The organism is Bradyrhizobium hipponense, from assembly GCF_008123965.1.
Lineage (GTDB): Bacteria > Pseudomonadota > Alphaproteobacteria > Rhizobiales > Xanthobacteraceae > Bradyrhizobium > Bradyrhizobium hipponense.
In genome coordinates this window covers 1-26,959 of the sequence record NZ_VSTH01000041.1, presented here as the reverse complement: position 1 = coordinate 26,959, position 26,959 = coordinate 1, and the positions used below count along the sequence as shown (strand labels likewise).

Here is a 26,959-nt window from a genome sequence, read left to right as displayed (position 1 = left end):
AGGCGTGCGATGATTCGCTTCCTGCTTGTTCTCGTCATGCTCGCCTGCACCGCCGGTGCCGTCGTCGCCTATGGCGATCCCGACCAGATCGTACGCGCCAGCCACAGGGTCTCGCACATGTTCCGCGGACAGGCTGCATCGCCCGCGCCCGCGGTGCAGATCCCGCGCGGCCAGGCCGGCGAGTTCGCGCTGCGCGCCAAGATCAACGGCGTTGTCGCACCGATGGTGATCGATACCGGCGCGACCTCGGTCGTGCTGACCTGGGAAACCGCGAAAGCGATAGGGCTGCCGCTGGAGATGCTCGAGTATGATGTCGACCTCGAGACCGCGGGCGGTCACACCAAGGCGGCCCGGCTCACGCTCGACCGTCTCGCCGTCGGCCACCTCGTCGAGAAATCGGTGCCGGCGCTGGTCGTGCAGCGCGGACAGATGAAAACCAACCTGCTCGGCATGAGTTTCCTTGATCGCCTGGAAAGCTGGGGCGTGCGTTCCGACAAACTGATGCTCACCGGCTATCCGGAGCTTCAGGGCGGCCACCGCCGCTCGCGCACAGCGGTCGACTAAGAGCAAACGGACTCCGAATGCCTGTGACTAGGCAGCCGCCTCGGCCGGCGCGCAAGTAGCAACGCGTGCGATCGCATCGCGCAGCACGCCTGTGTCTGCGCCCGGCTTCGTCCCTTGCTCGGCGAGATGGCGGCGGAAGGCGCGCGCGCCGGGCACGGCGTGGAACGCGCCGACGAAATGCCGTGTGATGGCGTGTAGTCGCGTTCCGCGCGCGAGCTGCTCCTCGATATAGGGCATCATCGCCTCGAGCACGTCCTGCATGGTCGCATGCGGCGCCGCCTCGCCGAAGATGTCGGCATCGACCGCGAGCAGCCGCCACGGCTCTTGATAGGCGGCGCGTCCGAGCATCACGCCGTCGACATGGGAAAGATGCGCCCTCGCCTCGTCGATGCCACCGATGCCGCCATTGACGATGACCGGCACATCCGGCATCGCGCGCTTGAGCCGGTAGACGCGGTCGTAGTCGAGCGGCGGGAGGTCGCGGTTTTCCTTCGGCGACAGACCGTTCAGCCAGGCCTTGCGGGCATGCACGATCAGCGCGTCGCAGCCGGACGCGATCACCGCGCGCGCGAGTGCGTCGAGCGCCGGTTCCGGATCCTGGTCGTCGATGCCGATGCGGCATTTCACCGTGACGGGAACGGCGACCGCGCGCTTCATCGCTTCGACACACGCCGCCACGAGCTGCGGCTCCGCCATCAGGCAGGCGCCGAAGCGGCCATCCTTCACGCGATCCGAAGGGCAGCCGACATTGAGATTGATCTCGTCATAGCCGAAGTCCTGCCCGATCCGCGCGGCCTCTGCGAGCTGGCGTGGATCCGAGCCGCCAAGCTGGAGCGCAACCGGGTGCTCGAGCGCGTCGAACCCGAGCAACCGATCCCGGTCGCCGTGAATGACCGCACCGGTGGTCAGCATCTCCGTATAGAGCAGCGCCCGACGGCTCAGATGACGGTGAAACACCCGGCAATGCCGGTCAGTCCAATCCATCATCGGAGCCACAGCGAAGCGTCTGCCTAACATCTTGTTTTCATTTACCTTTGTAGTCCTAGTCCGTCCCAACCAATTTCTGGCCCGACAAGCGATCGGACGACAGACCTATAGCATTTTCCTTTCTTTTCAAGCAGTTGAACCTGTTCCAGCTGCTGCACGTCATTCGTTTTCGCTGATTTTTGCCTGATCCGGTACTGCACGGCTGTACCGGCCAAATGTATGCAGTACCGCGTGCTGCACCACACTCATTGTGACCTCGATCACTTCGATTCCGCTAGCATGGTGCAAGCGATGAAAGCTGATCAAGTCAGCAGCAAAGTAGCGCTGCGCTTTGCTGGTGCCTAGTCCCGCCATGCTCCGATCGCAGCTTCGGCGACCATGTCGCATGAAAAGTTACGCGCGGCGGAACGCGTGATCGCGCGTAACGAATAGGTCGTAGCTTCAAATCGAGGACGCTCAAGCGCCGATACCAACATTTTGGTTTAAGTTGCAGTCTGACCAGGATAGCCCTTCCAAGGCGCTCGATCCGTCATTGTGCAAAGATCGTCAAGCTCAGCGCGTACATAACTCTTCCCAAAGCCACCAGGGACAATCCAAGCGCGAGAGTGATGAGCTGCCCAAGATGCACGTCGTCCATTTCGAGGTCCGGCATTATACTTATCGCGTGTTCCATGACGAGGCAGCGTTCCATTATCCCGTCCGGCCGCAGTTGCGATTCAAGTCACCCAATCAGAACGCGTGTGCAAATGATCGTTGTTGGATCGTGTGCCACCACCTCAGTTGACCTTGCGCTCATATCCTTCCCAATAGCGCTCACGCAGTAATCGCTTCAGTATCTTCCCGGATGGATTGCGCGGAAGCTCGTCCACGAATTCGATCGACTTCGGGATCTTGAACCCCGCCAGCCTTGCTCGCGCGAAATGCAGTATGCCCGCCGGATCCGGCGAACGATCCGGCTTCAACACGATGATGGCCTTGACCGCTTCACCCCACAGGTCGTCGGGCACGCCGATGACGGCAACATCGGCGATATCCGCATGCCCATACAAGGCACTTTCGATTTCGGCGGGGTAGACGTTCTCCCCGCCGGACACGATCATGTCCTTCAAGCGGTCGTGGATATACAAATAGCCGTCTTCATCAAGAAAGCCGGCATCGCCAGTATGCAGCCAGCCGGCCTGGAGAGCCCTCGCGGTATCCTCGGCCTGATTCCAGTATCCCCTCATATTTTGCGTTGAGCGACAGACGACCTCCCCCACCTGCCCAGCCGGCAGCGGCTTTCCCGAACCGTCGATGATCCGCAATTCGACGCCTTCGATGGGGCGGCCACGCGACCTCAGGATTTCGTCATCACCAGCTGAATGGTCTGCGTCTCCCAGAACGGTGATGACGCCGGTCGTTTCAGTAAGGCCGTACACCTGAAAAAATTTCGTATGCCTGAACACGCGGAGCGACTTTCTAAGAAGTTCGAGCGGTATCGGAGATGCCCCGTAAAGAATTTGCCTCAGCGAGGAGAGATCGAATGTCTCGGCGTTACGTTCGGCCAGCATAGCCAATAACATCGCCGGAACGAGGAACGTGACCGTGGCCCGATCGCGCTGTATGGTTTCGAGCGCCACCGATGGAACGAACTCGCGAAGCACAATTGTCTTGAGGCCGGCGACCAGACCCAACACGCCGGTACCAACCCCGGCGATGTGGAACAACGGCATTGCGAGCAGCATGACATCGTCGGACAACCACGCCTTCCAGTCGTTAACCGCTTGTAGAGGAAAATTTGCGTGAGAGAGCTGCACACCCTTCGGATAGCCGGTCGTGCCACTGGTGTATAGCTGCAGGCAAATGTCATCCGGGCTGACTGGCAGGCCCGGCTCAGTCAGGGGGTTGACATCGCGCCACTTCAGGTAACGCGAGTCGAGCACAATTATTTGGTGAACAGTGTCCAGCTGGTCCTGGACTTCAGTGATGAGTTTTTCGAACGATTCACCGACGAAGAGAATCTCGGTTTTGGCATCGTTGACCGCGAAAACGATCTCGGGAGGTGCCAGCCTTGCATTGATGGGAACTAGGACGGCGCGGGCCTTGGCCCCTCCAAGCAGCACTTGAAAAAAGATATCCGAGTTTCTGTCGAGAATCGCGATACGACTCGCCGGTCGCACGCCTGTAGCTACGAGGCCGTTGGCGACTTGATTGGATAATTCGTCCAAGGCCCGATAGTTCGTCTCGCGCCCTTCGAAGCTCAGGGCGATAGCGTCGGGAGTGCTTGCCCCGTAGCGTCGCGGAATTTCCGCAATCGTTTGGATCGGCGTTGACGACAAGGACCTATCCGGCTCGATCATCCATCCCTCCCCATTATGTATTTTGGGATACAGGATGGCTGGCAGGGCGCTCCGCGAGTAGCTAAAGTCTGGACTACCGCTATTCAGCACTGAATGACCACCGCCCTCGCGCGTCTTGCAGCGATGTACCCAACAGGACGCGATGGGGATACTTGAAACGCCGTCAAGCTTTGCGCTTGGCCGGCCTTGCACTCCGGGGGGTACCCGCAAGCCATTCCCTGGAAGTTGCGAATTCTGCTTCCAGAAATCGCCTCACTTCCCTAGTCAAGCTTCTCAGATCGCTCTCGCGCCTGCGGAGCAGCCATACGTTCATCGTGACTGTTTCTTGCGGTAGAACCTGAACCAACCCCTCTGCCTGCGCGAACGGCACGGCAAGGAGCGCAAGCCCGAGCCCACAACCGGCGGCGGCAAAGTGGTTAGCCACCGGATTGACTCGAACAACGCTGCGGATGCCGGCCGCCTCCGAGAAATACTCCAAAAGGTGCCTCTGATTGGGCCGGACATTGCGGAACGAGACAAAATCGGCCGTATGACCGATGATGTCGTGATCCTTCAGCTCAGGCAATGACCGTGGCGCGGGGCGGCCGGCGAGGTACTGCTCGGAAGCGAATATCCCCATCGGAACGTCGGCAACCCGCTTTCCGATGAGATCGTTCTCGCCGGGGTCTCCCATCCGGATGACGTAATCCAGGTCGCTCGTTGCCACGCTCTGCTGGCTCACCGTAGAGATTATTTCCAGATAGATCCGGCTATTGCGTCGCCGCAGCTCCTTAACGCGAGGCAGAAGCCAATGTTTGGTCATTCCTTCAGTTGCCGATATCCTGACAACGGACGATCTCTGTCCGACCCGCGAACGCAAATCGCGTTGAAACGACTCGAATGCGAGCATCATATCGCCGGCCGATCGTTGCAGGTCTTCGCCTTCCTGTGTCAGCTTCACGCCGGACGGGGCGCGAAAGAACAGCGGCGCGGCCACGTAGCGCTCCAGCTCCTTGAGCCGCCTGCTCAACGTCGGCTGGCTCATACCGAGTTCGTGCGCGGCGCGATTGACGCTTCCGGTCCTCGCCACCACGGAAAACAAGCGAAACAAATCCCAATTCGCTTCGGTCACGCTCTCTCGTCCTTTGCACCAGCGCCTTGCGTGTTTGGCCGCCAGCGCAGGCGGAGCCGCCGGAGCCGGAGACACGAGCGGCGGCCGTTATTCAGTATTGCGGTCCCCATTCAACAAAATCGTCATAGCCTTCTTCGCAGCAGTGCGGAATATGCCCGGTATTCAATAGTCGAAACAGCGGACACCAGCGATGACGACGGTCACACTCGCAGCAATCAGGGATTTCATAGGTCAGGATCTCGGCAGATCGCATTGGGTGACCGTCGACCAGTCCATGATCGAGCAGTTCGCGGCATGCACTGGAGATAGACAATGGATCCACGTCGACACAGATCGTGCGAGCAAGGAAAGTGCCAGCGGGGGCACCATTGCGCATGGCTTCCTGAGCCTGTCGTTGATCGCATCATTGGGCATGGGCTTGGGGCTCGCTCCGGTAGACGCATCTGCCGTCATTAACTATGGCCTGGACAAGGTCAGATTCTTGACACCGGTAAAATCGGGTAGTCGCGTTCGGCTTCAGCTTTCGATGACCAGCGTTGATCCGAAAGACAACGGGAGTATGCTGATCAAGGGCAACGCGGTACTTGAGATCGAGAACAGTCAAACACCGGCTCTGGTTGCCGAGACGCTGACGCTGGTGGTCCCCTAGCCCGATATCACCGAAGTCAGGCCGCCATCGACAGCAAGGATCTGGCCGGTGATGTGCTTGCCGGCGTCGCTGGCGAAGAGAACCGCGGCGCCTTTCAGATCGTCCTCGTCGCCGATGCGGCGCAGCGGTGCGCCCGCGGCGAGCTTTTCGACCCCGACGGCCTCGATCGTGCCCTTTGTCATCCTCGACGGGAAAAAGCCGGGCGCCAGAGCATTGGCCGTAATTCCGTAGCGCCCCCAACTCCCCGCCAGGGCCCGCGTGAAATTGACCACAGCGCCCTTGCTCGTGTTGTAGGCAACCATCTGCATATCCCCGGAACTTCCGAACAGGCCCGCGATTGAAGCAAGGTTGATGATGCGGCCATATTTGTTGGGAATCATCGAGTGCTTCGCAACCTGCTGGCTGAGCAGGAACAGCGAGCGGATATTCAGGTTCATCACCTTGTCCCACGCTTCGATCGGGTGATCCTCGGTCGGTGCGCCCCAGGTTGCGCCCGCGTTGTTTACCAGAATGTCGATCCGTCCGAGCTTCTTGATCGCTTCGTCGGCAAGCCGCTTGACGTCTTCGTCCTTGGAATTGTCAGCGGCAATCCACTCCGCCTCGATGCCGAGACCGGCAAGATGCGCCTGGGCTTTTTCCAGGTCTGGCGCCTTGCGAGACGAAATCAAGACCCGAGCCCCTTGCTCGCCTAGCGCCTCGGCGATCTGCAGCCCAAGGCCTCGGGACCCACCTGTAACGAGCGCATTCTTGCCGGTGAGATCGAATGCCTTCTTGATGCTTCCCATAGTCAAATCCTCAAGCTTGTGGGCAAGATTCTGCTGCGCGATCCGCGCGCGATTACTATTTCCCGCGGAACACTGCCGAGCGACGTTCCACGAAAGACTGGATGCCTTCTTTCATGTCTTCGCTGCTGAAAACGCGATCCTTGATCTTTGGGATGTAATCGATCGCAGCTGTTTCACCAGCCTCGATGTACTTCAGCGCGGCTTCCTTGGTCACCTGAATGCCAATCGGCGCGTTCTTGGCGATGAGCTGGGCGATTTCCATCGCACGACCTATGTGCTGGCCGGGAGCGACGACCTCCTGAACAAATCCGACCTTGTAGGCCCGCGCTGCGTTGAACTCGTCGCACAGGAACAGGTGATACATCGCATCTCCCCAACCGGCCCGGGTCAGATAGCGAAAGTGAGCGCCACCAAGTGGCGCGATCCCGCGCTTGGATTCCATCTGGCAGAACCGGGCGTCATCGGCCGCCACGACGATGTCGCCAGCCAGCATCATTTCGATACCGATCGTGAAACAGATCCCCTGCACCGCCGTTACGATCGGCTTGCGGCACCGGCTTTTCAGCGCGAACGCATCGATGTTGCCGGGCTTGATCTCGGTATTCTCGGCCTTGGGTCCGAAGAACTTCGGCATATCAAGGCCCGCCGTGAAGTCCGGGCCCTCGGCGCAGAGCACACCGACCCAGTAGTCGTCGGTGCGGTCCAGAAGCGTCATCGCATCCGACATCTGCGCCATCATCTGCGGACTGAACGAGTTCTTCTTCGCCACGTTGTCGATGATGATCTTGAAGACATGCCCGTGCACTTCGGTCCGGACTTGGCCGATTTGGGTCTTCGTCTCGCTCATTTGCTGCTCCTCCGAATTGCTTCCAGGCGACCGCGCGATGGCACGCAGGTTCCTCCCATCGACTGACCCGCAGCCGACTATTATGGCCAGCCAGTTTGGAACGGTGAACGAAACACTAGCTACAAAAAAACTGAATAGCCCTTATTCAGCAGCGACGCCCCCTGCCCCAAAACCTTTCATCGCTCAGCTTAGCTCAGCGCTGCGAACGCAGTCCGTTCGAAAGCCATCAGTTCTTCCGTCCGGCCGTCGCGTATCTTCAGCAGCCACTGCGGGTCCTGAAGCAGCGCCCGGCCCACCGCAACGAGATCGAACTCCTCGCGATCGAGACGACGGATCAACTCGTCGAGGGATGCCGGACGGGAGCTTTCTCCGCCGTATGCCGCGATGAACTCGCCGGTGAGACCGACTGACCCGACCGAAATCGTCGGTACTCCGGTCACCTTCTTGGCCCATCCGGCGAAATTCAGATCGGAGCCACCGAACTCCGGCTCCCAGAACCGGCGTTGGGAACAATGCAGAATGTCGACTCCGGCGTCGACCAGAGGTTTGAGCCAGGCTTCCAACGCGCGAGGCGTATCGGCCAGCTTTACTTCGTAGTCCTGCTGCTTCCATTGGCTGATCCGGAGCAATATCGGAAAATCCGCTCCAACCGACTTGCGTACCGCGTGGACGATATCAGCGGCAAACCGGGCGCGGCCGGGCAGATCCTTGCCTCCATAGGCATCCTCGCGGCGATTGGTGCCATCCCAAAAGAACTGATCGATCAGATAGCCGTGCGCCCCATGCAATTCGACGGCGTCGAATCCCAAGCGCTTTGCCGCAAGCGCCGCATCGGCGAAAGCGCGAATGGCGTCTGTGATGTCCTCTTCGCTCATCGGCTCGCCGAACTTCTTCTCCGGTCGCGACAGACCGGACGGACTGTCGTAGGCACCGGGAGGAGACCAATTCTGAGCGCGCGTGCGCACGGCTCCGACATGCCATAGCTGCGGAGCCATCAGGCCGCCCGCGGCGTGCACCTCGTCAACCACACGCCGCCACCCCGCCAGCTCCTTCTCGCCATGAAAGCGGGGAACGTCCGGATCGTTCAGGGATGCCGGACGATCCACGCCCGTACCCTCCGATATGATGAACCCGACCGCTCCTTCGGCACGGCGGCGGTAGTACCGCGCGACGTCTTCGGTCGGAATTCCGCCGGGAGAGAACGAGCGCGTCATCGGCGCCATCACGACCCGGTTCGGCAGGTTCAGCCCATTGAGCTTGAAAGGCCGGAAAAGCACATCAGTGACCATTTACACTCCGTGAGTTAGAATTTCGCGCGAACTTTCCGAGGCAAGCTCAGCAAGCCGCGCCGTCCACTCTGCCTTCAACAGGCGAGCTCATTTTTGAGCCGCAGTCAGCACGTCCCCGAACTGCTCCCACGAGCTTCCGGTCCAGCGCTGGAGCTGAAGCTGCGTGTACGCCATGCTATTTTCGGGGCCTGTGTTGATCGTAATGCCCGGTATCACCGTCGGCAGCGACAGCCCGCGTATGCTCCGCGATTGCTTGACGATGTTCTCGCGCGCGAGATCGTTGCCGCACTGCTTGAGCAACTGCTCCAGAATCTGTCCCTGCTGCGTCCCGAATACATAATTGGCATCGCCGATATCGCCCCCCGGCAGGTATTTGGCGAAATGGTCACGGTACCATTTGATGCCGGGATCGTCGGCCCACTTCTTGTCATTCGGATCCTTGGTGATCGTCGCGGCCACGATGCCTACGGCCTTCTCTGGCCCCGCGGGGACAATGGTCGAAGAGACAGAACTCGAAACGAAGTTGATCAGGAAGAGAGGCTTCCAACCGACCTCGTCGGCTTTCTTGATCGCCTGTGCCGCGAATTTTGGCGTGCCCGCGACCAAAAAAGCTTCGGCACCGGACGCCTTCAGCGACACAACATGGGAATCAATGGTCGGCTCGGTCACCTCGTAAGAGGACACGATGACTTTCTTGTCGAAATCGTCCTTCAGGTAGGCCTTGAATGCATTGACGAAGTCCTTACCCAAATCATCGTTCTGATACAGGATCGCTATCTTCGCGTCCGGACGGGTCTGCGTGATGTATTTCGCGTAGATTCGCCCCTCCGTATCGTAGCTCGGCAACCCCGTCGTGGTCATCGGAAACTCAGCAAAATTGGTGAACTTGGTGACTCCGCTGACCACGAAAAGATGAGGCACCCTCTTGGCGTTGACGTACTTTATGGTGGCGCTGATGCCGGGCGTACCCAGCGGACCGAACAAGAAGGCGACCTCGTCGCTTTCAATGAGCTTACGGGTCTGCTCGACCGTCTTGGGCGGACTGTAGGCATCGTCGTAGGTGATGAGGTTTATCTTTCGTCCGTTGATACCGCCCCGATCGTTGATCGAATTGACATAGGCGATCAAGCCCTTTCCGGTATTGCTGAGCGGCGAAGCGGGGCCGCTGAACGGAAAGGTCGCCCCTATCTTCACCTCGGACTCGGTAACCCCGGGCGTCTCCGCACGCGCGGGCGCGCCGGCTATCGATGTCGCAAGCGCGACTGCTATCACGGTCTTCCTGTACATTGATCGCTCCCTCCGTCGACGAATGCGTCGCTTACAATTCTGCCCTGAACGGCTCTATGTCGATGTCGAGCGCCTCAGCCGGCATGCGTCAGCCCGCAGCCGCCACATCGGACGTCTTGGCGCTCGCCCGCGCGATCGCGATCTCGCGCAATTGGTGTTTGAGTATCTTGCCGGTAGAGGCCGAGGGCAGAGCATCGAGGACGACCACCTCGCTCGGACGCTTGTATGACGTGAGTTGTTGGGCGGCATACGCCTTCAGATCTTCGGTGCTGACGCGGGCACCGGGCAACAGCTGCACGAACGCGACGACCTCCTCGTTGCCATCGACCGTTCGTCCCACCACGGCCGATTGCACGACCTGATCGTGAGCATTCAGAACCGCCTCTACCTCGGCGGGATAAACGTTGAAGCCGGAGCGGATGATGAGTTCTTTGGTACGGCCGGCGATGTAGAGATGGCCCTCGCCGTTCACGCGGGCGAGATCCCCTGTGTTGAACCATCCCTGGCCATCGATCGCCGCCGCCGTCAGCTCCGGAGCGCGATAGTAGCCGAGCATCACGTTAGGGCCCCGCACGTGCAGTTCGCCCACTTCGCCGGTCGCCACCGTCCTGCCTTGCCCGTCCACGATCCGGTGCTCGATTCCGGGAAGAAAGGGGCCAACCGACTCGTCGGAAACAGGATGTTCTGAACGGACACCCGACAGGCCCGGCGAACATTCGGTGATGCCATAGTTGTTCAAGAGCGGGATGCCGAACTCGTCCTCGATGCGTTTCTTGAGATCGAGGTCGAGCGGCGCGCCGGCGACGCTCATGAGCCGCAACTTGCCCCGTTCGAGCCGCCGGATGCCCTTGACAGCCTTGTGTTCGAGCAGACGCTGATACGTGGCCGGCACACCGAACAGGCTGGTAATCCCCTCCTCGGCGATGGCATGAGCCAGCGCAGCGGGATCGGCCTTGGCGACGACGTGCAGGGTGCTGCCGTGCATCAGCGTCGAAATCAGCAGAATCGAATACCCGACGATGTGGGACATCGGCAGCACGCCGTAGATTCGGTCGGTCAGGCGATTTTGGCGAAGCAGTCCCGAAACCCTCCCGGTAACGAGGAGGTTGCGGTGGCTCAACATGACCCCTTTCGGAGCGCCGGTGGTGCCCGAAGTGTAGAGAAGGCCCGCGACCTGGCGGGCGCCATCCCTCTCGACGGGCTCAGCTTGCGCATCCTCGTTGAGAGGACCGACGCCGATTCCACCAAACGGCCCGACAGCGCCGATCTTTGCACCGACACGTTTGGCGTGATCGGCCGCTTCCTTCGAGAGGGCCGAGTTGAACAGCGCACGCCTGGCGCCGCTGTGCGTCCCGATCAAGTCGATCTCTCTCGCCGAGAGGCGCGGATTCACCGCGATGCCCCATGCATCGAGCTTGCTCGCCGCGAACAGCATCGCCCCCAGTGCTACGCTGTTCTCGCTCGCGATCATCACGCGATCGCCAGGCCTGACCCCCAAATCGGAAAGATCCTTCGCCGCGGCGTCGACGGCCTCCGAAAACTGCCGGTAACTCCACGAACGCCCGCCTTCCACGAAGGCCGGATGATCCGGGATGTCCCGCACGAAGGGCGCATACACCTCGTGCACCCTGGAAGGCAGACCATCCAGCAATTCGGCCGCGGTGAACTCGTCCACGCTACTCATGCCATTCCTCCCTAGTGCCTCCTTTTCGGAAGCTGCGCGGCCGCCTTCAAACGGGCAGTTCCGTCCTTTCAGTCCATCAGCGGAGTAGATCGTTCTAAAATAGAACTGTCAAGTTTTGACACTTGCCCTTGCTATCACAGGAGACGAACAGCACCGTCACTTGCCATTAATTCCTATTTGGAATTCTTCGGATGCAGGACGTTGGAGAAATCAGTCAGATAAGGCGTGAGGAAGCGCAGTGCTCGTTGACGTGTACAGTCGCGGTCCGGCGCTCGCCGAGGTGTTGCTGATCCTGCCCTGACGGTCCGGACCGCCGTATTCGGGCAGTTGCGCGACTTTTCATTGGACTCCCTCCACCGCCTCAGCCGATTGCAGCAGCGGATAGTCGGTGTAACCGGCCGCTCCACCACCTGCGAACGTTGCGCGATTGTAGGGATTGAGTGCAGCGCCGAGTTGCAGACGGCGCGGCAAATCCGGGTTGGCGATGAAGTGCCTTCCGAACGCGACGGCGTCGCCCTGGCCAGCGCGGATCGCTGCGTCGGCCGACGGACCGATGAAGCCGCCCGCGAGAATCAATGTTCCGGACCAGAACCGACGCAAATCATGGATCGCGAGCGGCGCGCCGGCTTCACCGGCATCGGTGTCGCGGGCTTCAATCATGTGAACATACGCGATATTGAGAGGAGCCAGCCGGCTCAGGAGATGGCTGTAGAGTCCGATTGGGTCCGCGTCACCGACGTCGTTAAATGTACCGAAAGGCGACAACCGCACGCCGACGCGATCAGCGCCCCAGACCTCCACCAGCGCGCTCATCACTTCCATCAGCAGGCGGGACCGATTTTCGACCGAGCCGCCATAAGCGTCCGTGCGGTGATTGGCCTTGCTGTGAAGAAACTGCTCGATCAGGTAGCCGTTTGCACCGTGGAGCTCGACGCCGTCAAATCCTGCGGCCAGCGCGTTGCGCGCGCCTTCACGGTAAGCCTCGATGATTCCCGGAATCTCTCCGATCTCAAGTGCGCGGGGGGTCTCGAATGGCACCATCTGGAACGATGGCGTGAACGACTTGCCGGCAGGTGCAATCGCCGATGGAGCCACCGGCAGCGCGCCGTCTGGCTGGAAGCTGGTATGGGACACGCGACCAACGTGCCAAAGTTGCATGAAAATGACGCCGCCCTTGGCGTGCACTGCATCCGTGATCTTCTTCCATCCTGCGATCTGTTCCGCCGAATGAATGCCGGGCGTCGCCGGATAGCCTTGGCCGGAGGGCGCGACCTGCGAGGCCTCGGTAACGATCAGACCGCCAGCCGACGCGCGCTGTGAATAATACTCAGCTCCGAGATCCGTAGGCACATTGCCAGGTACTGCCGCGCGCATGCGCGTGAGCGGCGCCATCACCACACGATGCGAGAGTGTGTAGCGGCCAAGCTTGAGAGGAGCGAAGAGATGTGCTGAACTCATGAAATATCCTTTGGCTGCGAACGGTTAAGCCTGCTGCCGGCAGGCAACTCGCGTAACGTTCTGGTTGAGTTTGAAACCATTTGGACAACGCGAGCCGCGCCGAGCGATCGCCGATAAGTTGAGGCGAAAATCACGCGTTGACGTCGACGACCGTGCGGCCCTGGACCTTGCCGGCAAACATTCGCCGCACGACATCGGGGACCTCTGCGAGGCCGACGACCTGTGTGGTCCGTGCCAGTTTTCCCAGGTCAAGATCGCGAGCCAGGCGCGTCCAGGCCTCGATCCGCACCTCCTGCGGGGCATTGACCGAGTCGATCCCGGCAAGAGTGACATTGCGCAAGATGAAGGGCAGGACCGTTCCGGAAAGATCCACGCCTTGAGCCAGGCCGCAGGCTGTGACCACGCCGCGATACTGCGTCTGCGCCAATACGTTCACCAGGGTATGGCTGCCGACGGAATCGACTGCGCCAGCCCAACGCTCGCGCGAGATCGGGGCGCCCGGCTCCGAAAGCGTCCGTCGATCGATGATTTCAGCCGCGCCGAGATCCCGCAGATAAGCGGCTTCGTCGAGACGTCCCGTCGAAGCAACGACGCGATAACCGAGGTCGGAAAGTATTGCGATGGCGATCGAACCGACGCCGCCATTGGCGCCGGTAACCAGGACGTCACCGCGCTGCGGTGTGAGGCCACCATGCTCGAGTGCCAGCACGGACAGCATAGCCGTATAACCCGCCGTGCCGATCGCCATTGCATCCTTTGTTGAAAATGGCGCCGGGATCTTCACGAGCCATTCGCCCTTCAACCGCGCCCTCTGGGCGTATCCGCCGTGATGGGTCTGGCTTAGCGCCCAGCCGTTGGCGACGACGCGGTCTCCGACCGCAATTCCCGGATAGGATGATGCCTCGACCGTCCCGGCCAAATCGATTCCGGGGATCAGGGGAAACTGGCGAATGATCTCCCCGCGTCCGCTAATGGCGATAGCATCCTTGTAGTTCACGGTTGAATAATCGACCGCAACCGTGACGTCGCCGGGCATGAGATCTTGTTCGTTCATTTCGAACACGCTGGTCGAAATCTTCTCATCTGTCTTTGCTGCCAGCAGTGCCTTGAACGCCATCGCAATATCCTCGGGTCCGTGTTTGCTGTCGACGGACCTAGGCGCGCGCGCCCCGGAGCTCAAGAAGGCACAATTAACGCGGGTACTATCATTTATGAACGTATCCGACGCCGCAAACGTCCCTCGTCCAGGCACCGCCTTACATTGCGACGTGACGCCCCAAAGCGCGAGCAGCGAGTCCTGGCATATTGAATGCATGACGTGCATATTGTAGTACGGTCATCATGTGATATAGCTACTCTGATCTGAGGGCCTGTTCTGCAATGGCGACGAACGCGTCAGGTTTAGGGAGGTATCCGGTGCGCCCCAGAAGGTTTGACGCCAAAAGCGGATGTGCCGTGGGAGTGACGCTGTCCGTCATCGGTGGGCTCTGGAAGCCGCTGATCCTGTTTCATCTCTTTGCCGGCAAGAAGCGGTTCATGGAACTGTCCCGAGCGATCCCTAACGCCACGCAGAGAATGTTGACCCTTCAGCTGCGTGAACTGGAGGCCGATGGCGTCATCGTCCGCCATGCGTATCCGCAGATTCCGCCGAGGGTGGAATATGAAATCTCTCCCTTCGGCCAGAGCCTTAGTCCCATACTCCTTTCGCTTCGGAGGTGGGGCCAACACTACGAAGATTCAATCGAAGGCACTGCTTTGCAGCAGCCAACACGTGACGCGCAGCGGTCAAACGCTTGCTCGCACACATGAAAGCGTAGCGAAGGCCGCAACATTCAGTTCGCCGCCTCCCGTGCATGCGTCATGATTTCCATTGCGACCCTGCGCGCTTTGGCAGTTTCGAGAAAATATGACTACACCTTGCGCGCGGACCAGATGACTCCCATATACTTGAGTACTCATCAAATGGAGCTAATTCATGCCTGACAATTCATCGAGCAAGCCCGTCGCGGTCGTGACCGGAGCTTCGGCTGGGATCGGCGCCGTATACGCGCGGCGTCTGGCCGCCCGAGGCTTCGATCTCATACTCGTCGCTCGCAGAGCCGACCGCCTGGCCACGCTTTCCAAGGAAGTTCAGGAAAAACAGGGCACGAAGGTCGCAATCGTCGCGGCGGATCTCACCGATGCCGCTGACCTCGGTCGCGTCGAGCAGCATCTGGCGGCGGAAAAGCGGATCACCATGCTTGTCAACAATGCCGGCAGCGCCAAGCTGGCGCCGATGTCCGCCACCTCGACCGACGAGGCAGCGTCGATGATCGCTTTGAACATCACCGCCCTGACGCGGCTTACGCAGGCAGTCCTGCCGAATTTCCTGGAGAGGAACTCCGGCTCGATCATTAATGTCGCTTCTGTGCTTTCACTGCATTCGCTGCCGATCAGCAGCGTCTACAGCGGCACCAAGGGCTATGTTCTCAATTTCAGTCGCGGCCTCCAGGCGGAATTGGCAAATACCGGGGTCAAGGTCCAGCTGGTGCTTCCCGCCACAACATCGACCGAGCTCTGGGACATCGCCGGCGTCCCGCTGTCGCAGTTGAACCAGTCCTCGATCATGACGGCGGAGAACATGGTCGACGCATCGCTCGCTGGGTATGATCGGGGCGAAGCTGTCACGCTTCCTTCCGTCGACGATACGCGCTTGTGGGAGGCCTATGACGCCGCTCGCGGTGGCCTTGTCGCGGCCTCGCAGACGGGGCAACCCGCATCCCGTTACGGCGTGAACTGACAGGCCCACGCCGGCCCTCACCGGCATCAATCGGATCGCCGTTCCGGTGCTGAATGCAGCCCGGAACGCTCCTCCGGCAAACGGTGTCGAGGAGACGCATCTTGCCGCGATCGCGGTAAAAGGGCATTTAGGTGTCATGGGCACGACAACCAGGAAATCGTCCGGGAGGCCGGACGTCAGCGAGGCACTGACGGGCCTACAGCAGGTTGCCTGCACAAACACGGCGTTGCGGCGCGCCTCGCGCCGCCTCGGTCAACTCTATGACGAAGCATTGGCTCCGACCGGACTGCGCGGAACGCAGGTCAGCCTGCTGACGCAGATCGATGCAATGACTTTGCCGACGAATCGAGGCAATGCTGCCGGGCCGACGCTTCAGGAGCTGGCATCCCAGCTGTCTCTGCGCGTCTCCGGAATCACGCACGCTCTGTCGCCGTTGGTCCGCGACGGGCTGGTCGAGCTTATGCAGGACGCGCTCGACGCGCGCGTAAAGCACGCGCTGTTGACGTCCAAAGGCAGAGCACGCCTCGCCAAGGCGATAGAGCACTGGGCCATCGCCAACCGTCACGTCGAGAAGATCATGGGAAGCGCGAAAACGGCGAAGCTCCGTGAACTGGCGGATCAGATATCCACGGAGACCTTCGATCTGTCCGCCGAGCTTCGGATTCCATCGCGCAAGCGTAAGACGAAAGCGGCAGTCTGAGCGGGCCTGCTAGGGTTCATGGCAATAGCTCGATGGACGTCGGCGAGCATCTCAAACATTGCTCAGACGTAGTTGCGCTCCAACGCTGCCCACTACCATTTCTCGACCCACGGCCGGAGCACGACTTCGAACGCCCAGGTCGACCGATGCTGCCGATGAAGCTCCAGATACGTTTTCGCGATATGGTCGGGGTCTGCCATATTGTCGTCGACGGTTGCCCCCGCCAGCCGGTGCGCGCGAGTGCCGTCTTCCTGGGTCCAGCCGATCGCGGCGTCGATCGGCACATTCGCTATGTGGATACCCTGCGGCATCAGTTCTCTCGCCATGCTTTGCGCGAGTCCGGACTTGGCGTGACATGCCATTGCAAAGGCGCCACTTGATGGGAAGCCTTTGAGCGCCGCGCTGGCGTTCGTGAAGATGATCGTTCCTCTCGCGCCATTGGCGTCGGGTTCGTTCCCAAGCATGAGCCGGGTTGCCTGTTGACCGACCAAAAACGCGCTGAACGCAGAGTTTCGAAGTGTTTCGAACGCCATCACCGGGTCGGCTTCGATGACGCTTTTGCGGAAAATGCCGGGGACCCGGCCGTCGATGTTATGCACGACGAGCCGTGGCGTGCCGAGGTCTTGAACGACTTTCCCGAACAGCTGTGCCACGGCCGCCGGTTCGCTTGCATCGCAGGCGTATCGGCGCACGCCATGCGTCTTTTCCAGGGTTTCAAGGACCACTTTTTCTGGATTCCTGGCTGCGACGCAGACACGCATGCCGTTTTCCGCGAACAGCCTGGCGCAACTCGAGCTGATGCCCGGGCCGCCACCGACAATGAGTGCAACGTCCTGTACGGCAGGCTGGGTGTCGTGTTTGGATTGCGTCATGTTGCTTCCTCCGATGCAGTTGGCGGCCCGGCCGACGGCGTGGCGTCACAACTCAGGCGGCGTCATGAGGTGCCTATTGTTTCACTGCAATCACGACCTTGCCCTTTGCGCGCCCGGTCTCAACGTAGGCCAAAGCATCCCCAGTTTTTTCAAACGGAAAGACCTTGTCCACGACCGGACGGATCACGCCGGATTCGATCAGGGCCGTGATTTCGCTCAGCTGCTGCCCCTGCGCGCGCATGAACAGGAATGCATAGCGCACGCCAAGGCTTTTGGCTTTCTTGCGCGCACCACGGCTCAGCAGGCGCGTCACCAGTTGCAGGAACAGGTTCAACCCTAGTCCCTTGGCGAAATCGGGATCCGGCGGACCTGAAATCGAAACGAGGAAGCCGCCCGGCTTGAGCACGCGGAGGGATTTTTCGAGCGCCTTGGCGTCCTGGCTGTGCAGGACCAGATCGTAGCCCGACAAGACCTTCTCGAAATCCTGTGTCTTGTAGTCGATGACCAGGTCCGCACCGAGACTTCTGACCAGATCGACATTTTTCGTGCTCGTCGTCGTCGCCACGATCGCACCGAGATACTTGGCGAGCTGTATGGCAAAAGTCCCCACACCACCGGAGCCGGCCTGAATGAAGACCTTTTGCCCGGGCTTCAGCTTGGCCACTTCAACCAGCGCCTGCCAGGCGGTCAGCCCCACCAGCGGGATGGAGGCGGCCTCTTCCATACTGATGTTCTTGGGCTTTGGCGCCACGTCGGCTTCATTCATGGCAATGAATTCCGCGAACGTTCCGACCCGATGATCGCGCGGCCGTGCATAGACCTCGTCGCCGACCTTGAAGCGCCTGACTTTGGTGCCAACCCTGGTGACTATTCCGGCAACATCGTGCCCCAGAACGAAAGGCGGACGATACGGCAGTATGAGCTTGAATTCTCCGTCCCTGAGCTTGGAGTCCAGGAGGTTCACAGCAGTTGCATGAACACGAACCAGGACATCATCGTCGCGCAACTCCGGCTCTGGTACGTCGGCCAGGCGCAGAGCACCTTTCTTTTTGTATTTGTCGACAACGAATGCCTTCATGGCTTCTTCTCTGATTTGAAATCTGGTGACAGGGCGTCGAGGAAGGACAGTGCCTTCGGGACGAAATCGGCGCAGTTCTGAAAAATCCCGCCATGCCCGGCATCTTCGTAGATAACGAGTTGCGCGCCCGAGATACGCCGCGCCATGTCGATGCTGTTGGCGGTCGGCACCATGATATCGTTGTCGCCATTCGCGATCAGCACCGGGATCCGAATGCTTCCGAGATCCTGAGGCGCTTGCTGACCCCAGTTCTTGATCGCCTTGAGTTGCCGCAAGAAGGCTTCGGGTGTGGGTCCTTTATCCCGGTCTGCCTTGCGCTCCTTCAGCCGCTCAAGAAAGGCTTTTGCGGCTCGGCGACCGTTGTCTGTGGACGTGAAGAACAGGTAGAATTTTGGATCTCGCAGTGTCAGCACGCCCTTGATCATCAAAGGCCAGGACACAGGGCCCACCTTGTCGATACCACTGCCGCCCGCCGGGCCCGTGCCGGTCAGAATGAGCTTTCGCACGAGGTCCGGCGCCTTCAGCGTGATATCCTGCGCCACAAATCCGCCGAGGGAAAAGCCAAGCAGATTGACCTTTTCGAAGCCCAGCGCACGGATCAGAGCAATCGTATCCCGCGCCATTTCGTCAATGGTAACAGGCGCTTTCCCGCCTGACATGCCGATACCTCGGTAATCAGTCGCGATCACATGATGGCTGGTGGCGAGCCCATCGACAATCCGCGGGTCGAAATTGTCGAGAACCGCGCCCCAATGGTTGAGAAGGATCAGCGGCACGCCGGTGCGGGGACCTACATCGCGATAGGCGAAAGTCGTTCCTGCAGCGCTGATCGACAGATTGGGCGCATCGACATAGCGCACGACCGATCCGGTGTGACTGACATAACTGGTCATCGCTTACTCCATTGTCCGGCTCGGACCAGGAAATCCTAAATTGGAAGTGACATTCGATCGGATGGCGCAGCTCCTGCTTGCGCGCCACGACGCCGCCTATACTGGCGAGTGGCGTATCGGACGGAACAGCCAAGGACCGACATTAAGAATGTCCCGCTACCCTCCCCTTGCGCGGTGGCGGGCAGCTCTGCCGATGCCATCCGACACGCCGGTGAGAAACGCGGCGTTCTGGCGCGCGTGGGCCTTCCAGGTCAGTCTCATTTTGCCTCTAGCTAAGTAAGGGCCCGCTTCGACGGACCTACACATCACGCTGCGATACTTTTTTGATGACGATCGTCATCTTAACTGCTAGATGACGATCGTCATGAATAATGTCAAGCGGAGTTTTTGCGAATCTGAGACCGCTCGGCCGCGGCTAGTTGGGACCGCAAGACGAAGGTTCGGTCCTGCTACGAACGGAGCGAGCAAACCATGAGGGTGTCACGAGAAAAGGCGCAGGAGAACCGCAAGCAGATTATCGAGGCGGCAGCGCGCCTGCTGCGTGAGCATGGTTTCGACGGCATCGGGGTCGCCGACATCATGAAAGCAGCGGGGCTCACTCACGGCGGCTTCTATCGCAACTTCGCTTCAAAGGACGATCTGGCAGTCAAGGCCAGTGAGCATGCGATCGCGGACAGGATGGCGTTGTTGAAGAATGGGCTGGCGCAACAGCAGCCTCAAGATCCGTTGCGTGCGGTGGTCGAAAGCTATTTATCGTCGGCCCATCGTGACGATCCAGGGTCCGGATGCATTCTGCCGGCGTTGGCCGCGGATGCCGCGCGCCGCGATGATCCCGCTCTGCGCGCCGTCTTCATTACGACGATCCAATACTATCTCGACCAAATTGCGAAACTGTCGTCCGCGAGCCCAAGGGCGGGCAGCAGACATCCCGCAGCCATCCTGTCGGAGATGGTAGGCGCTGTCATATTGTCTCGAGTGATTGCGAACGACCCTCTGGCGGAATCGCTGGTTGCTGCCGTGGTGGCGGATATTGCCGGACCATCACCCAGACGCGCATCGGACGAAGAGTGACGCAGCGCGCCAGCGGCCCGTCTTTCCCATCGGAGGAGCGTCACCAGTTTTCGCGGAAGGGCCGCAGTTCCGTGAGGAATGACCATGCCGATCGGTCCTGACCGTAGAGATGGTACAGTTCGTCGGCGATGGCGGCGGGTTTGATGAAGAATTCATCCGGCCTGTCGCTCATTCGCGCGCGCATTCGAGGCGTGTCGATCACGGCGTCGATGAGAAGATAGGCGACGTGCACGCCGAGCGGTCCCATGTCACGTGCGATCGACTCGGCCAAGATACGCTGCGCCGCCTTTGTCGGAGCGAAGCCGGCGAAATTGGCCTTGCCCCGGATCGAAGACGTGTTTCCGGTTACCAGGATGGCGCCCTTGCCCCGGTCAATCATGTCGGGAGCCACTTCGCGCGCGAGATACAACAAGCCCATCACGTTGACCTCGAAATTGGCCCTCAGCATCTTCGGCTCGATTTCGCGAAAGCTTCCCCAACCTCCGCCTACCGCGTTGTGGACGAGAACTTCAGCCGGGCCGAAGCGGCGCTTTACATCATTGACTACGGTCCGCACCTGGCTCTCGTCCGAGACGTCGCAGGTCATCGCGTGGACATCGGGAAGCTCTTGCGCAAGGCGATTGATGAGCTCCACTGAACGGGCAAGCGCAATGATGCGGAACCCGCCGGCAGAGAATCGCTTGACGATGGCGGCTCCGGTGCCCGGCCCGACCCCGGTCACGATCGCGATTGGCTTCTCGGTCATTTGACACTCCGTTCGAACTATTGTCCGGCCGCTCTCAAATGAATTCGCTCCGACTGCGACTGATAGGCGGCCGCCTCCTGCGCGGACACCAGGGCCAAACGAACCGCAACATTCTTGTGGTAGGGCGTACCGGCAATGGGATCGCGGTTGCCGCTCTCGGTGAGCAGATTGATGCGGGGCCCGTTGATCAGGCGCCCTCCGTCCGACGCGGGGTATGCCTGACCGTAGCCGTGCGGCAGCGCCAGCTGACCATTCCGCATGGCGTCATCGACCTTGCAGCGGACGACGAGCCTCCCGATCACCGACTCGACGGCGATCCAGTCACCGTCCTTTGCGCCCAGCTCGCCCAGATCGCTCGAATTAATCAACATGGCCCCGTCCGGATCCTCGCGACGCCATGCGGGATCGCGAAAGATCTGGTTGGCATTGAACATGCGCCGGCCACCAGCCGCCAACATGAACGGAAACTCCTTCGGCGCGCCCGCGGCATGTGGATCGAGCCGCGCGAGCCATTCGAACATCTGCGGGACCACTAGCCGAACCTTGCGGTCCGAATGGTTGATCAATGACCAGACCTCGTCATAGTCGTGCCGGGTGATCGCCGTGCCCTGCCGGGTGGCCACGATCGTGTCGAACAGGAGATCGCCGAGCTGATGATCCGCCACCTCGTCCGACGCGCCGATCGCCCGCCGCACCGCTTGGGGCGAGCGCTTCGCGCAAGCCAGGGCCGCGCCCCACAAGGGGGCCGCGGCCGCCGTGCCATCCGGAAGCGTCTGCCCCAGCGTATGGTAGAGCACCAGGGGAGCGACTGCAGCGGCGGAGGGGTTTTCTGCGATGAAAGCACGAAAGGCGACGGCGAAGTCGGCTCGGGAACGCCGCGCCGCCTCCCGCAAGGGCGCCAGCACATTGTCACCCGGTAGAAGCCCCAAGGCGATCGCAAGCCGCGTGTAGATCTCGGGCTCCGGCAAGGTGCCGGCGAGCGGCGGCAAGACACCGGCACGAACGTGAAAATAATTCGTCGGAAATTCGAAGTTGAACAGGGTAAATTCTGTCTTTTCAAATTGCGAAGAGGCCGGGAGAACGTAATGCGCGAGCCGTGCGGTTTCGGTCATTGCAACATCGACCACAACGCATAGGTCGAGCGAGCGCAGCGCGCGTTCTACCGCCGCGGTGTTTGCCGCCGTGTTGGCTGGATTGGAACTGTCGATCCAGGCGCAACGCAACCGGTCGGGATGGTCGTTGAGCACCGCTTCGGGGAAAATGTTGGGCGGCAACAGGCCCCCGATAATTGCGTCGCCGGTCGGTGCGAAGGTCTGGTTCGGAGAATTGCCCCATAGCGGTTGGAGCCAGCTATGCAATTGGTTGGTACCTTTGCGGCCGAAATTGCCGGAAAGCATGATCAAGAGCTTTTCGAGATAGGAGTTGAGCGTCGAGTTGATGCCTTGCTGGATGCCAAGCTCGACCCGCACCACCATGGCCTTTGCCGCTGCGATCATCGCGGCGCAACGCTCCACATCCGCGATCGAGACATCGGCGGCTGCCGCCCATTCTTCAACGGGGATGTCTAGTAGCGCCTGCCTCACTTCCGCGAAGCCGATCGTGTGCTCCTGAATGAACGCGTGGTCGATCCGGTCGGACCGGACAAGCGTGGCCAGCATCGCGCCAAGGAGAAACGTGTCGGCCCCCGGACGAACTGCGAGATGCAGATCCGCCATTTCGGCGGTTTCGGTTCGCCGTGGGTCAATGACGATCAGCTTGCGCGCCGGATCCTTGCGGATTTGATTGAGATGGTCGCGCGCATTGGGGAAGCCGTGCGCGATCCAGGGATTGGCACCGATGACAAGCAAGAGATCGCAATGATGGACGTCTTCGGCGGTGTGGCAGGTCTGGCTGCCGAACATGTGGCCGTTGACCCAGAAGTCGCCGGTCTTCTCCTGCGAAAGAGCGTTGAAGACGCTGCGCGAACCCAGCGCGCGCAATAATCCGCTGGCGTAGGCGCCGCCCGCATGGTTGCCCTGCCCGCCGCCGCCGTAAAGGGCAATGCTCTTGCCGCCATGCTTGTCGACGATGCCGCGCAGCCGCTCCGCGATTTCTGCGATCGCTACGTCCCACTCGATTTCGTCGAAGCCGCCGTCCGTGCGCCGACGTAGCGGCTTCGTGAGCCGATCCTTGTGATGCGCATAATAGGGAATCCGGGTCGCCTTGTTGCAGAGATAGCCCTGTGATTTCGGGCTCGAACGGTCGCCTCGCACTTTCTCGAGGCGCTCTTCATTCACCAAGACTTCGATCCCGCAATTGATGTAACACAGGTTGCAGGCTGTCTTGAGCCACTTGCCAGCCATCTAGTGACCTCCCTTACGCTATGATTTTTTGCAGCGCATCGCCTCTATGGTCCTTCGCCGGGCCTTCCGAGCCGGACCGCCGGCGGTCCTGCGTCCGGCATCGAGAATGCAATCGGAAAGTTTCCCCGCGCCAACGGCACGCGACAGCACGATCGATCCGACCATGGTTGCGATGGCGCCCGTCGCGATCTGGCGTGCCTGTCGCGGTTGAGACTCACCGGGAAGCAGCTCGACAAGGACATCGATCATCATCTCCAGTTTCGATGCCAGTGCCTGCTGCTCGCTCGGGCTGGATCGAGCCACATCGACGGCCAGGGTCGGAAGTGCGCAACCGTGTTTAGGATTGTCGCGATGCCGGGTACTGAGATAATCGGCGACCAGCGCCTCGAAGCGCTCGCCGTTGGCCTTCCCGTTCGCCAGCTTTTTCCAGCGCGCAGTCATTTGGTCCATTGCAAAGGCGACCGCCTCGCCAACGAGGGCGGCGCGTGAATCGAAATGGTTATAGAAGCCGCCGTGCGTCAGCCCCGCAAGCTTCATCAGATCGACAACGCTGAGCCCCTCGGCACCCTTTTGGCGCAAACCGTAGGAGGCATTTTCAACGATCCGACTGTGGGTTCGACGCCTGTGGTCTTCAACGTATCGCATCGCCACTCCCTGCAAGATCTGAAAGAGTTCGGCTGTGCAAACCGTCCTCCGTCTCCTCCGAGCAATTCTGGAACCGCGCTTCCTTGATGGTCACGGCAACATTTCATTGCAATGCCAGCGATCTTATATGACTATCATCATATAACAACACCTATCAGCAGGAGCGTTCGCCATGGCCGTTGCTTCCGACCCCGTCGTCATCCTTTCCGCCGTCCGCACGCCGCTGGGCCGCTTCATGGGCGAGTTGTCGCCTCTCAGCGCCCATAAGCTCGGCTCCCACGTGATCGGCGCGGCGCTCGAAAGGGCCAAGCTTGCGCCCGAGAAGGTCGACGAGGTCTTCATGGGCTGCGTGCTGCCGGCCGGACAAGGTCAGGCGCCGGCACGTCAGGCCGCCCGCGGCGCCAAATTGCCGGATGCGACCGGCGCCACCACCGTCAACAAGGTCTGCGGTTCCGGCATGAAGGCAACCATGCTGGCGCACGACATCATCAATGCCGGCTCTGCCGAGATTGTATTGTCCGGCGGCATGGAGAGCATGAGCAACGCACCCTATCTGCTGGCAAAGGCGCGCGGCGGTTATCGCGCCGGCCATGACCGCATCATCGACCACATGATGATGGACGGGCTCGAGGACGCCTACGAGACAGGCCGCTCGATGGGCGATTTCGGCGAGGCCACCGCAGAGGCCTATCAGTTCACCCGCAAGGACCAGGACGCCTATGCGATGGAAACGCTGAGTCGCGCCCGCAAGGCGGTCGAGGGCGGCACGTTCAAGGCCGAGATCGCGCCAATCACGCTCACCGAGAAAGCCGGCCCGCGCGTCGTCGCCAATGACGAGCATCCGCTGAAGGTCGACCCGGCAAAGATTCCCGGGCTGAAGCCGGCGTTCCGCGCCAACGGCACCATCACGCCGGCGGCCTCCTCGGCCAACGCCGACGGCGCTGCCGCGCTGGTCCTGACGAAGCGATCGCTCGCCGATCGCAACGGCCTGCCCATGCTGGCCGAGATCAAGGGCCACGCCACCCATAGCCAGGAACCGCAATGGTTCACCACGGCGCCGATCCCGGCCATTCGCAAGCTGCTCGACAAGGTCGGCTGGAGCGTCGGCGATGTTGATCTGTTCGAGATCAATGAGGCCTTTGCCGTGGTGGCGATGGCGGCGCAGAAGGATCTCGGCATCCCCAGGGAGAAGCTGAATGTCAATGGCGGTGCCTGCGCGCTTGGTCATCCGATCGGTGCCACCGGCGCGCGCCTGATCGTGACTTTGTTGCATGCGCTCGAAGCCCAGAACCTCAAACGCGGCGTCGCGGCGTTATGCATCGGCGGCGGTGAAGCCACCGCCATTGCGATCGAACGCGTCGCCCGCGGATAGCACGGACACCGTGCGAAAACGGCTCGGCGAGCGGCGCGAACCGTGTCACTCGCCGTCTTGTAACCTGCCTATGCCTCAGCGCGAAAGTTCACATGACTGACCAAACGATCAAGGCCGAGCCGCTGCACGTTCCCGGCTCCACCGCCTTGCCGATCGCGGTCCTTTCCGTCCTGGCTGCCATGGGAACGCTCGCGACCAACGTCCTGCTGCCGTCGCTGCCCCAAATTGCGATCTCATTGAATGTCACCAGCGCGGCGGTCACGTCCGCCATTACCGTCTTTCTCGCGGTGTTCGGAATAGGCCAGCTCTTGGTCGGACCGCTTTCGGATCGTTACGGAAGACGCTGGCCGGTCCTGATTGGATTTGCAGTGTTCTTCGGGGGCAGCGTCTGGTGCGGTTTGGCTACAGACCTGCCCAATCTTTTGATCGGCCGCGTCGTGCAGGCTGCGGGCGCTTGCGCGACGTCAGTGTTGTCTCGCGCCATCGCCCGCGACATGTTCAGTGGGCCGGCATTGGCGCGCGCCATGGCGCTTATTATGATCGTGATGTCCGCCGCCCCCGGGTTCTCGCCGTTGCTTGGCGGCGCACTCGACCATAGCTTCGGCTGGCGCTCCGAATTCGCTCTTGTCGCCGCCTTTGCCGCTGTTGGCGCCATCGCCTACAGCATCGTCCTCGGCGAATCCCACCATTCGACCCGCACACCGCTTAATCCGGTCGCCATCGCCAGGACCTATACCGGCCTGATTGGCGATCGTCGTTTCGCGATCCCGGCTGCAACCGCTAGCCTGATCATAGGCGGCCTGTTCTCTATGTTTTCGGCTGCACCGCGCTTATTCATTGAAGCGCTGCACTTCACGCCGATCCAGCTCGGCCTTTTCTTCGCCGGCACCGTCTTTATCGTATTCGCCGCCGGTATGCTGGCGACAAAATTGGCACCACGCTACGGGCTCGATGGACCGATCAGGGCAGGACTATGGGCGACGGCCGCCAGCAGCGTAGCGATCCTGCTCATCTCGATGACCAACCCCACTTTCCTGCCGTTTCTAGGCGCAATGAGCGTATTTCTCCTCGGCATGGGCGTTGTCAGTCCACTGGCTACCGCGCGGGCGCTCTCTCCATTCGGAGAGAAAGCCGGCGCCGCCTCGGCTCTGCTAGGTTTCTGGCAGATGATGAACGCCGCAATCGGTGTTTGGCTTGCTGCAACGGTGTCCCATGAAGCAATGTTGGCGCTCGGCGTCGTGTTGAGTGCGTTTTCACTGCTGGCGCTTGGCTTGTACGCGCGAGGCCCGGAGTCTTGATCGGCCTTTGATTCCGCACGAGCCGAGCGCACAGCGCTTCGAAGAGAAAATCGCATCGATTGGCCTCGCCACGCAGCAGTACGAGGTGGCCGCCAAATAAGCGCGGACACACGAAATCACTCGCTCGCAGAGCTCATCAACAACACTAGCATTACAGTTGCGTT

General features: G+C 60.7%; 25 protein-coding genes. 8 read left to right on the top strand and 17 right to left on the bottom strand.

Annotated elements, in window-relative coordinates; all coding sequences use genetic code 11:
- Nucleotides 1-9 precede the first annotated feature (9 nt).
- On the top strand, nt 10-564 hold the full coding sequence (locus FXV83_RS12830) for a TIGR02281 family clan AA aspartic protease (RefSeq protein WP_148739541.1): 555 nt from the start codon (nt 10-12) through the stop codon (nt 562-564).
- Between the two features lie 27 nt (nt 565-591).
- On the opposite strand, the gene dusA is transcribed toward FXV83_RS12830, so the two are convergent.
- From dusA to FXV83_RS12810, 4 genes are all read right to left on the bottom strand, one after another.
- The gene (dusA, locus tag FXV83_RS12825) at nt 592-1,620 is read right to left on the bottom strand and encodes a tRNA dihydrouridine(20/20a) synthase DusA (RefSeq protein WP_283811707.1); all 1,029 of its coding nucleotides are present in this window, start codon (nt 1,618-1,620) and stop codon (nt 592-594) included.
- Nucleotides 1,621-1,710: 90 nt separating this feature from the next.
- On the bottom strand, nt 1,711-1,905 hold the full coding sequence (locus FXV83_RS12820; RefSeq protein ID WP_148739539.1) for a hypothetical protein: 195 nt from the start codon (nt 1,903-1,905) through the stop codon (nt 1,711-1,713).
- A 422-nt stretch (nt 1,906-2,327) separates the two neighbouring features.
- Nucleotides 2,328-3,890, bottom strand: a complete 1,563-nt coding sequence (locus FXV83_RS12815) for a fatty acid--CoA ligase (protein WP_148739538.1) — start codon at nt 3,888-3,890, stop codon at nt 2,328-2,330.
- A 163-nt stretch (nt 3,891-4,053) separates the two neighbouring features.
- A complete protein-coding gene (locus FXV83_RS12810; RefSeq protein WP_148739537.1) occupies nt 4,054-5,001 on the bottom strand; it encodes a LysR family transcriptional regulator in 948 nt (315 codons plus the stop codon).
- A gap of 190 nt (nt 5,002-5,191) precedes the next feature.
- Between FXV83_RS12810 and FXV83_RS12805 the strand changes: the two genes are divergently transcribed.
- Nucleotides 5,192-5,650: a MaoC family dehydratase gene (locus FXV83_RS12805; protein WP_148739536.1), complete on the top strand. Its 459-nt coding sequence runs from the start codon at nt 5,192-5,194 to the stop codon at nt 5,648-5,650.
- Here the strand turns inward: FXV83_RS12805 and FXV83_RS12800 are convergent.
- From FXV83_RS12800 to acuI, 7 genes are all read right to left on the bottom strand, one after another.
- Nucleotides 5,647-6,435 (bottom strand): SDR family oxidoreductase, encoded by a 789-nt coding sequence (locus tag FXV83_RS12800; protein ID WP_148739535.1) that lies wholly within the window; start codon nt 6,433-6,435, stop codon nt 5,647-5,649. The genes FXV83_RS12805 and FXV83_RS12800 overlap by 4 nt on opposite strands.
- Nucleotides 6,436-6,490: 55 nt before the next feature.
- Complete coding sequence (locus FXV83_RS12795; RefSeq protein WP_148739534.1) at nt 6,491-7,282, bottom strand: crotonase/enoyl-CoA hydratase family protein; 792 nt, start codon at nt 7,280-7,282, stop codon at nt 6,491-6,493.
- A 188-nt stretch (nt 7,283-7,470) separates the two neighbouring features.
- Entirely contained in the window at nt 7,471-8,571 is a 1,101-nt protein-coding gene (locus tag FXV83_RS12790) for an NADH:flavin oxidoreductase (RefSeq protein WP_148739533.1), read from the bottom strand.
- Nucleotides 8,572-8,658: 87 nt separating this feature from the next.
- The gene (locus FXV83_RS12785) at nt 8,659-9,858 is read right to left on the bottom strand and encodes an ABC transporter substrate-binding protein (RefSeq protein ID WP_148739532.1); all 1,200 of its coding nucleotides are present in this window, start codon (nt 9,856-9,858) and stop codon (nt 8,659-8,661) included.
- 88 nt (nt 9,859-9,946) lie between these two features.
- The gene (locus tag FXV83_RS12780; protein WP_148739531.1) at nt 9,947-11,542 is read right to left on the bottom strand and encodes a class I adenylate-forming enzyme family protein; all 1,596 of its coding nucleotides are present in this window, start codon (nt 11,540-11,542) and stop codon (nt 9,947-9,949) included.
- Between the two features lie 339 nt (nt 11,543-11,881).
- Nucleotides 11,882-13,000, bottom strand: a complete 1,119-nt coding sequence (locus FXV83_RS12775; protein ID WP_148739530.1) for an alkene reductase — start codon at nt 12,998-13,000, stop codon at nt 11,882-11,884.
- A 130-nt stretch (nt 13,001-13,130) separates the two neighbouring features.
- Nucleotides 13,131-14,117, bottom strand: coding sequence for an acrylyl-CoA reductase (NADPH) (acuI, locus tag FXV83_RS12770; RefSeq protein WP_148739529.1), 987 nt, complete (start codon nt 14,115-14,117; stop codon nt 13,131-13,133).
- A gap of 338 nt (nt 14,118-14,455) precedes the next feature.
- Between acuI and FXV83_RS12765 the strand changes: the two genes are divergently transcribed.
- The 3 genes from FXV83_RS12765 (at nt 14,456) to FXV83_RS12755 (ending at nt 16,479) form a co-directional block, all read left to right on the top strand.
- Nucleotides 14,456-14,809, top strand: a complete 354-nt coding sequence (locus tag FXV83_RS12765; protein ID WP_347341049.1) for a winged helix-turn-helix transcriptional regulator — start codon at nt 14,456-14,458, stop codon at nt 14,807-14,809.
- 166 nt (nt 14,810-14,975) lie between these two features.
- Entirely contained in the window at nt 14,976-15,779 is an 804-nt protein-coding gene (locus FXV83_RS12760; RefSeq protein ID WP_148739528.1) for an SDR family NAD(P)-dependent oxidoreductase, read from the top strand.
- Between the two features lie 46 nt (nt 15,780-15,825).
- Complete coding sequence (locus FXV83_RS12755) at nt 15,826-16,479, top strand: MarR family winged helix-turn-helix transcriptional regulator (RefSeq protein WP_235939501.1); 654 nt, start codon at nt 15,826-15,828, stop codon at nt 16,477-16,479.
- 92 nt (nt 16,480-16,571) lie between these two features.
- On the opposite strand, the gene FXV83_RS12750 is transcribed toward FXV83_RS12755, so the two are convergent.
- The 3 genes from FXV83_RS12750 to FXV83_RS12740 form a co-directional block, all read right to left on the bottom strand.
- Nucleotides 16,572-17,351, bottom strand: a complete 780-nt coding sequence (locus tag FXV83_RS12750) for an SDR family oxidoreductase (protein WP_148739527.1) — start codon at nt 17,349-17,351, stop codon at nt 16,572-16,574.
- 73 nt (nt 17,352-17,424) lie between these two features.
- Complete coding sequence (locus tag FXV83_RS12745) at nt 17,425-18,429, bottom strand: NADP-dependent oxidoreductase (protein WP_148739526.1); 1,005 nt, start codon at nt 18,427-18,429, stop codon at nt 17,425-17,427.
- A complete protein-coding gene (locus FXV83_RS12740; protein ID WP_148739525.1) occupies nt 18,426-19,322 on the bottom strand; it encodes an alpha/beta fold hydrolase in 897 nt (298 codons plus the stop codon). The genes FXV83_RS12745 and FXV83_RS12740 overlap by 4 nt, the downstream gene beginning before the upstream one ends.
- 471 nt (nt 19,323-19,793) lie before the next feature.
- On the opposite strand from FXV83_RS12740, the gene FXV83_RS12735 reads away from it, so the two are divergent.
- Nucleotides 19,794-20,393: a TetR/AcrR family transcriptional regulator gene (locus FXV83_RS12735; RefSeq protein WP_148739524.1), complete on the top strand. Its 600-nt coding sequence runs from the start codon at nt 19,794-19,796 to the stop codon at nt 20,391-20,393.
- 40 nt (nt 20,394-20,433) lie between these two features.
- Here FXV83_RS12735 and FXV83_RS12730 read toward each other — a convergent pair whose 3' ends face one another.
- From FXV83_RS12730 to FXV83_RS12720, 3 genes are read right to left on the bottom strand one after another with little or no spacing between them, the layout of a single operon-like run.
- The gene (locus FXV83_RS12730) at nt 20,434-21,138 is read right to left on the bottom strand and encodes an SDR family NAD(P)-dependent oxidoreductase (RefSeq protein ID WP_148739523.1); all 705 of its coding nucleotides are present in this window, start codon (nt 21,136-21,138) and stop codon (nt 20,434-20,436) included.
- 17 nt (nt 21,139-21,155) lie between these two features.
- Nucleotides 21,156-23,480 carry a molybdopterin-dependent oxidoreductase gene (locus FXV83_RS12725; protein WP_148739522.1) on the bottom strand — a complete coding sequence of 775 codons (2,325 nt, stop codon included), beginning with the start codon at nt 23,478-23,480 and terminating at the stop codon, nt 21,156-21,158.
- Between the two features lie 18 nt (nt 23,481-23,498).
- A complete protein-coding gene (locus FXV83_RS12720; protein WP_148739521.1) occupies nt 23,499-24,125 on the bottom strand; it encodes a TetR/AcrR family transcriptional regulator in 627 nt (208 codons plus the stop codon).
- 172 nt (nt 24,126-24,297) lie between these two features.
- On the opposite strand from FXV83_RS12720, the gene FXV83_RS12715 reads away from it, so the two are divergent.
- On the top strand, nt 24,298-25,497 hold the full coding sequence (locus tag FXV83_RS12715) for an acetyl-CoA C-acyltransferase (RefSeq protein ID WP_148739520.1): 1,200 nt from the start codon (nt 24,298-24,300) through the stop codon (nt 25,495-25,497).
- Between the two features lie 92 nt (nt 25,498-25,589).
- The gene (locus FXV83_RS12710) at nt 25,590-26,795 is read left to right on the top strand and encodes a multidrug effflux MFS transporter (protein WP_148739519.1); all 1,206 of its coding nucleotides are present in this window, start codon (nt 25,590-25,592) and stop codon (nt 26,793-26,795) included.
- Nucleotides 26,796-26,959 lie beyond the last annotated feature (164 nt).

Coding starts and splice junctions, on each gene's coding strand:
- FXV83_RS12740 (WP_148739525.1), bottom strand. CDS start 19,322: ATGACCAGTTATGTCAGTCACACCGGATCGGTCGTGCGCTATGTCGAT.
- FXV83_RS12745 (WP_148739526.1), bottom strand. CDS start 18,429: ATGAAGGCATTCGTTGTCGACAAATACAAAAAGAAAGGTGCTCTGCGC.
- FXV83_RS12780 (WP_148739531.1), bottom strand. CDS start 11,542: ATGAGTAGCGTGGACGAGTTCACCGCGGCCGAATTGCTGGATGGTCTG.
- FXV83_RS12795 (WP_148739534.1), bottom strand. CDS start 7,282: ATGAGCGAGACGAAGACCCAAATCGGCCAAGTCCGGACCGAAGTGCAC.
- FXV83_RS12725 (WP_148739522.1), bottom strand. CDS start 23,480: ATGGCTGGCAAGTGGCTCAAGACAGCCTGCAACCTGTGTTACATCAAT.
- FXV83_RS12750 (WP_148739527.1), bottom strand. CDS start 17,351: ATGACGCAATCCAAACACGACACCCAGCCTGCCGTACAGGACGTTGCA.
- FXV83_RS12760 (WP_148739528.1), top strand. CDS start 14,976: ATGCCTGACAATTCATCGAGCAAGCCCGTCGCGGTCGTGACCGGAGCT.
- FXV83_RS12785 (WP_148739532.1), bottom strand. CDS start 9,858: ATGTACAGGAAGACCGTGATAGCAGTCGCGCTTGCGACATCGATAGCC.
- FXV83_RS12735 (WP_148739524.1), top strand. CDS start 19,794: ATGAGGGTGTCACGAGAAAAGGCGCAGGAGAACCGCAAGCAGATTATC.
- FXV83_RS12790 (WP_148739533.1), bottom strand. CDS start 8,571: ATGGTCACTGATGTGCTTTTCCGGCCTTTCAAGCTCAATGGGCTGAAC.
- FXV83_RS12730 (WP_148739523.1), bottom strand. CDS start 21,138: ATGACCGAGAAGCCAATCGCGATCGTGACCGGGGTCGGGCCGGGCACC.
- FXV83_RS12710 (WP_148739519.1), top strand. CDS start 25,590: ATGACTGACCAAACGATCAAGGCCGAGCCGCTGCACGTTCCCGGCTCC.
- acuI (WP_148739529.1), bottom strand. CDS start 14,117: ATGGCGTTCAAGGCACTGCTGGCAGCAAAGACAGATGAGAAGATTTCG.
- FXV83_RS12805 (WP_148739536.1), top strand. CDS start 5,192: ATGACGACGGTCACACTCGCAGCAATCAGGGATTTCATAGGTCAGGAT.
- FXV83_RS12800 (WP_148739535.1), bottom strand. CDS start 6,435: ATGGGAAGCATCAAGAAGGCATTCGATCTCACCGGCAAGAATGCGCTC.
- FXV83_RS12775 (WP_148739530.1), bottom strand. CDS start 13,000: ATGAGTTCAGCACATCTCTTCGCTCCTCTCAAGCTTGGCCGCTACACA.
- FXV83_RS12820 (WP_148739539.1), bottom strand. CDS start 1,905: ATGGCGGGACTAGGCACCAGCAAAGCGCAGCGCTACTTTGCTGCTGAC.
- FXV83_RS12815 (WP_148739538.1), bottom strand. CDS start 3,890: ATGATCGAGCCGGATAGGTCCTTGTCGTCAACGCCGATCCAAACGATT.
- FXV83_RS12830 (WP_148739541.1), top strand. CDS start 10: ATGATTCGCTTCCTGCTTGTTCTCGTCATGCTCGCCTGCACCGCCGGT.
- FXV83_RS12720 (WP_148739521.1), bottom strand. CDS start 24,125: ATGCGATACGTTGAAGACCACAGGCGTCGAACCCACAGTCGGATCGTT.
- FXV83_RS12715 (WP_148739520.1), top strand. CDS start 24,298: ATGGCCGTTGCTTCCGACCCCGTCGTCATCCTTTCCGCCGTCCGCACG.